The organism is Otariodibacter sp. (assembly GCF_029256985.1).
In the GTDB taxonomy this organism is placed as follows: domain Bacteria; phylum Pseudomonadota; class Gammaproteobacteria; order Enterobacterales; family Pasteurellaceae; genus Otariodibacter.
The window spans coordinates 1-3,982 of record NZ_JARIDQ010000025.1 but is presented as its reverse complement, the minus strand read 5'-3'; the positions used below and the strand labels follow the sequence as shown (position 1 = coordinate 3,982).

At 38.8% G+C, this 3,982-nt stretch carries 3 protein-coding genes; 2 read left to right on the top strand and 1 reads right to left on the bottom strand.

Annotation, left to right across the window (positions count from 1 at the left end; all coding sequences use genetic code 11):
* Window positions 1-921, bottom strand: a 921-nt coding sequence (gene moeA, locus Q1J40_RS02570; RefSeq protein WP_301098471.1) for a molybdopterin molybdotransferase MoeA, incomplete at its 3' end; no start/stop codon positions are given.
* A gap of 147 nt (window positions 922-1,068) precedes the next feature.
* Here moeA and Q1J40_RS02565 point away from each other — a divergent pair.
* Entirely contained in the window at window positions 1,069-2,979 is a 1,911-nt protein-coding gene (locus Q1J40_RS02565; RefSeq protein ID WP_301098470.1) for an ABC transporter ATP-binding protein, read from the top strand.
* 26 nt (window positions 2,980-3,005) lie between these two features.
* Window positions 3,006-3,982: o-succinylbenzoate synthase (menC, locus tag Q1J40_RS02560; protein WP_301098469.1), on the top strand; the 977-nt coding region annotated here is incomplete at its 3' end.

Sequence of the window (3,982 nt, the reverse complement as noted above, 5' to 3'; positions counted from 1 at the left end):
TTGATAGAAAGTTACCAATGCAGAAACAGGATTACCCGGTAAACCGAAGAACCACGCTTTTTCTAAACGACCAAAGGCGAAAGGTTTACCTGGTTTCATTGCAATTTTCCAAAAACCAATTTCACCTAATTTTTCCAATACGTCTTTAGTGAAATCCGCTTCACCTACGGAAACACCACCACTGGTAATTAATACATCGGCAGTACGTTGGGCCTCTGTGAATGTTTTTTCAAATAATTTAGGATCATCAGGCAAAATACCATAATCCATAATTTCACAATTTAATTTTTCGAGCATCAATCGCACTGCAAAACGATTCGTATCGTAAATTTGCCCTTCGTTGAGCGGTTTACCTACACTTACTAATTCATCACCAGTCGAAAGAATCGCTACTTTTAAGCGAGGATAAACTGAAACACTGGCAATCCCTAATGAAGCAAGCACAGGTAAAGTGGTGACATTTAATAAGCTACCTTTAGCCAATACCAATGCCCCTTGTTTAATATCCTCACCCACTCGGCGAATATTTTGATTAAGTTTAGGTTGGCTATTGAAAGTAACAGAACCATCAGCATTGACTGTTGTTTCTTCTTGCATTACCACCGCATTCGCTTCAGCAGGCACTTTCGCTCCCGTCATAATACGCACACATTGTCCTTTTGCCATTGTTTGCGTAAAAGGATTACCAGCAAAGGCTTTACCTGCAACTATTAGCGTATTATTTTCTGCGAGATCTTCGACTCTTACCGCATAGCCATCCATTGCTGAATTATCAAAACTCGGTACATTTAAAGGGGAAAAAATATCTTCAGCTAAAATTCGATTAGCCGATTGATCTAAGCTGATCTGCTCTTGGGTAGTAGGTTGGGGAAGGCGGTCAAGCATATTCGCAAGTGCTTGTTCTAAATTAAGTAAAGACATTTTTTCCTCGCTATATTTGTCAATAATATTACCGATTATAGCATTAAATCGGTGTTACCTTATCAAGAAAAAAGGTAGAATTAACCCAATATTTTGCACAGACTTTTACTGTGTATTTCTTTTTCAAGGAACTGAAGTAGCTATTCAATGATATTTTTTACAGATCTTACTCTCAAACGTGGTCACACGACTTTATTAGAAAATGCTAATGCGACAATTCACACAGGACAAAAAGTTGGGTTAGTGGGTAAAAATGGATGCGGTAAATCCTCCCTATTGGCTTTATTAAAAAATCAACTTTCGCCTGAAGGTGGGGAAGCAAAGTATCCGCAAAACTGGTCAATTTCTTGGGTAAATCAAGAAACACCCGCACTCGATACACTGGCTATCAACTATGTAATTGAAGGCGATAGAGAATATACTGCTTTAATGGCAAAACTCGATCAAGCCAATGCGGATAACGATGGGCATTTGATTGCAACCTTACACGCTCAATTAGATACCATTGATGCGTGGACGATTGAATCCCGTGCTGCTACCTTATTAAATGGTTTAGGATTTAGTACAGAACAACTCACTTTCCCCGTGAAATCATTTTCGGGGGGATGGCGTATGCGGTTGAACTTGGCTCAAGCCCTACTCTGCCGTTCCGATTTATTACTGCTTGATGAACCAACTAACCATTTAGATTTAGATGCGGTTATGTGGTTAGAGTGTTGGTTAAGTCAATATCGTGGTACTTTGCTGTTGATTTCCCACGATAGAGATTTTTTAGATCCAATCATTGATCGTGTATTGCATATCGAACAACATAAATTAAATGAATACACAGGAAATTACACCTCTTTTGAAATGCAAAGAGCAACAAAGCTAGCTCAACAACAATCTGCCTATCAATTACAACAACAAAAAATTGCACACTTGCAACAATTTATCGATCGCTTTAAAGCGAAAGCTACCAAAGCAAAACAGGCACAAAGCCGAATGAAAGCCTTAGAACGAATGGAAATGCTTGCGCCTGCACATTTTGATAATCCATTTTCATTTGAGTTCCGTCCACCACTTTCTTTACCAAGCCCACTACTTTCAATGGAAAAAGTGAGTGCAGGCTATGCGGACACAACGATTTTACAATCAGTTAAATTGAATCTAGTTCCCGGTTCTCGTATCGGGTTATTAGGTCGAAATGGTGCGGGGAAATCAACCTTAATTAAATTATTAGCAAGTGAAATTGCTCCACAATCTGGGCATATTCAATTAGCAAAAGGTGTTCAACTGGGTTACTTCGCACAGCATCAATTAGATACCTTACGAGCGGAAGAAAGTGCCTTATGGCATTTAGCTCATATTGCTCCAGAAAAAACTGAGCAAGAATTGCGTAATTATTTAGGTGGATTTGATTTTCACGGCGATAAGGTTAAACAGGCTGTCCATTCATTTTCAGGTGGTGAAAAAGCTCGCTTGGTACTTGCTCTCATTGTGTGGCAACGCCCTAATTTACTGCTACTCGATGAACCGACTAACCATTTAGATTTGGATATGCGCCAAGCCTTAACGGAAGCCCTTACCCAATATGAAGGCTCTTTAGTGATTGTTTCCCACGATCGCCACTTATTGCGTAGTACCGTCAATGAATTTTATCTAGTTCACGATCATAAAGTTGAAGAATTTAATGGCGATTTAGATGATTATCAAAAATGGCTGAACGATCAAAATGCAGCACAAGAATCTGCAAAAAAAGAAGAGAATCCAACCGCTTCCAATAATGAAAATAGTGCGGTAAATCGCAAAGAACAAAAACGCTTAGAAGCGGAACGTCGCCAGCAAGCTGCGCCTCTACGTAAAAAAGCCACACAATTGGAAAAAAACTTAGAGAAATTGACCGCTTGTTTAGCTGAATTAGAAACAACACTAGCTACCACAGAAATTTATGAAACGGAAAATAAAGCCACCTTAACCGCTACATTAGCGAAGCAAGTGGAAACGAAGAAACAGCTAGATGAAGTGGAAATGGAATGGCTCTCGGTTCAAGAAGAATTGGAGCAATTATTATCATAATCGATTAAATTAGATAAGGAATCATTATGCGACAAGCAAAACTTTATCATTATTGCCTACCCGTTGAAACTGGCGTCATTTTGCGTCATCGTCGCCTAAAACAAAGAGAAGGATTGATCGTTCAATTACAAGAAGGTGATCAAACAGGCTGGGGGGAAATCGCCCCTTTACCTGAATTTAGTCAAGAAACATTGAAAGTTGCCACACAACAAGCAAAAGAATGGTTAAACGCTTGGTTAACTCATAATGAACAAGACATCAATCATTATGTTTCTTCTGTTGCATTTGGATTAAGTTGTGCTTTGGCTGAATTGCATAATGAATTAGGGCAAGAGGCAAACTATCGTGCTGCGCCACTCTGCTACGGCGATCCTGATGAGTTGTATGCCGAATTGAATCAAATGGAAGGAGAAAAAGTCGCCAAAATAAAAGTGGGACTTTATGAAGCTAATCGAGATGGATTGATTGTTGATATGTTTTTAGAAGCAATTCCTGATTTATATCTTCGTCTTGATGCTAATCGAGGCTGGTCATTAGAAAAAGCCTCTCTCTTTGCTAGTAAAATTGCTCCTGAACGTAAATCTCGCATTCAATTTATTGAAGAACCTTGTAAAACACCTGATCTTTCTCGTAAATTTGCTCAACAAAATAATATTACAATTGCGTGGGATGAAACTGTACGAGATCCTGATTTTTTAGTAAAAAAAGAACCGAATCTGACCGCTATTATCATTAAACCAACGCTAATTGGCTCACTTGAAAAATGTAAACAACTTATCAAACAGGCTCATCAACAAGGATTAAAATCAGTGATTAGTTCAAGTATCGAATCAAGCCTTGGTCTTACTCAACTTGCCCGCATTGCCCAACAATACACTCCAGATATGATCCCCGGATTAGATACCTTAGATTTGATGCAAGCACAATTACTACGCCAATGGGATAATTCAACCTTGCCTTTGGCTGATTTAGACAGTGAGTTTATTACTGAATTAGTTATTAA